The organism is Kitasatospora sp. NPDC093558 (assembly GCF_040683475.1).
Taxonomy (GTDB): Bacteria; Actinomycetota; Actinomycetes; order Streptomycetales; family Streptomycetaceae; genus Kitasatospora.
In genome coordinates this window covers 1-2,027 of the sequence record NZ_JBFBDY010000937.1, presented here as the reverse complement: position 1 = coordinate 2,027, position 2,027 = coordinate 1, and the positions used below count along the sequence as shown (strand labels likewise).

Sequence of the window (2,027 nt, the reverse complement as noted above, 5' to 3'; positions counted from 1 at the left end):
CCACGTCGCCCTCGGCCGACTGCCGCTGGTGGCGGGCGACCTCGTGCAGGGCGAGGACGGCGAGCAGAACGTGTTCGGTGCCGGGCGAGCGGCGGCCGAGGCGTTCGGCCTGGGCGTCGGTCTCCCGCCGGACGGCGGCGAGGGTGGCACCGGCGGCGGCCGGGCGCGTCAGCATCCGCTTCCAGCGCGGCTGCCGGCCCGCGAGGAGGGTATCGCGGGTGGGGCGCAGCAGGGGGTGGAGGCCGCCGCTTGCGGCGGGGGCGTCGAGGTGTGCGAGGACGCTGGCGGGGGCGACGCCGCAGCAGGCGAGGAGTTCGGCGGCGCGGTTGCCGGGGTCGGTGAGGACGGCGCGCAGGACGTGTTCGGCGGTGAACCGGAGGGCGTGCTCCTGGCGGGCCTGGTCCATCGCCGTGGCGAGGGCTCGGGCGGCGGCGACGGAGATCCGCCGTTCCGCGTCGGCGAGCCCGCCGTCGTCGGCCGTCCACTCGGTGCGGCGGTGGCGCAGGGCGGCGTGCAGGGCGGGGGCGGGCGCGCCGGCGGCGGTGAGGGCGTGGGCGGCGGCACCGGTGGTGTCGGCCGCGGCGGCCAGCAGGTGTTCGGTGCCCAGCCGCCCGCCGCTGACCTGCCGTGCGGCGTCCAGGACGTCCAGCGCCCGCCGGTCCGGTTCCAGCGTCGTCTCCATGCCGGCCCTCCCCAGTTCTTGACCGTGACTATACGGATGATTTGCCTTTACTTTGCCCCATGGGAGCGTAGGAAATGCGTCAAGAATGCGGACGCCGACCGGGGCTGTCCTCAACTGGGCACCGAGGTCTGCCCGTTCGGGCAGGCGGCCCGGGCGGGGGCGGCGCTTACCGTGGAGGGATGAGCGTACGGGCCGGGGTGCGGCGGGGCGAGGCTGCGGAGACGGGCCCGGGCTCGCTGCCCGGCGCGTCCCCGGCGGTGCGCACTCCGGCCGCCGCGCTGCTCTCCCTGCAACGGACGGCGGGCAACACGGCCACCACTGCGTTCGTCCGGTCGGTGGTCCAGCGCGTCGGCGGCGGCGTTAGCGGCACCAGCACCACCACCGTCCAACGCGTCGACACCCCGGACACGGCGCCCGTGAGCGATCCGGAGGCGCTCGCCGCCGTGAACGCGCTCCCGGCGCACGTCCTGAGCGGGGGTGGCGGTGTCCCGCTGACGACCGACGTGCAGAAGGGGCACTTCCTGCGGGCCGGGCTCGGCTGGTTCGGCACGGTGGCCGCGCTCGTCGCCCACTACTCCGCGATCGAGCAGTCCGCCGTGCCCGGCCGACCCTGGCTGCACCGCGACGCCAAGACCCGGCTGGAGGCGGTCGCGGCGGCGCTGACGGGCCCGATGCCGTCCTCCAGTACGGCGTTCGCCTTCCGCAAGTCCTTCGACGCGAACACCAAGTTCACCCCGGCCTCCATGCACACCCTCGGCTACGCCATCGACTACGACGCGACGAACATGCCGCAGATCGGCAAGGTCGAGACCGCCGAGCTGGTCCGGTCCGTCACCGGCGCGGAGAGCCACGCGGACCTGGGCGACTACGAGCACCGCCGGGCGACGATCCGGGCGGCCGGCGACGCCACCGCGGCCGGGGACGTCGCCGGCGCCGCGCCCGCCACCGCCGCACAGGCGCTCTTCGACCGGCTGCGCCTCGAATCCGACCGCCTCGCCCAGACCTCGATGGCCTTCCAGGCCTCGCTCGGCGACCACCGCGACGCCTTCCTCGAACTGCGCACCCGCTACTTCGAGGCCACCGACGACGCCGGCCGCGCCGCCCTCCTCGCCCAGGTGCCCGCCCTCATCACGCCCTGGACGGCGGCGATCACCGCCGAGGAGCAGCGCATCGTCCAGGCCGCCGCCGCGGCCGGGATCGCCCCCGCCGACCTGCCGGGACGGCAGCGGCTCACCACCCAACTCGCCAACCTCGACGCGCTGAAGGCCTCCGCCGTCCGCGACCAGCGGGCGGCCCGGCGCGCCGCCGAGCCGGCCGAGACGAGCCCGGCCGTCCGTCGGCTGGC

The 2,027-nt window shown here is 76.2% G+C and carries 2 protein-coding genes; one reads left to right on the top strand and one right to left on the bottom strand.

Going from position 1 to position 2,027, the window contains the following annotated elements; genetic code table 11:
- A partial coding sequence (locus AB0O00_RS37160) for a Clp protease N-terminal domain-containing protein (protein WP_363659113.1) occupies positions 1-682 on the bottom strand: 682 nt, incomplete at its 3' end.
- Between the two features lie 416 nt (positions 683-1,098).
- On the opposite strand from AB0O00_RS37160, the gene AB0O00_RS37155 reads away from it, so the two are divergent.
- The coding region (locus tag AB0O00_RS37155) for a hypothetical protein (protein WP_363659112.1) at positions 1,099-2,027 on the top strand (929 nt) is incomplete at its 3' end.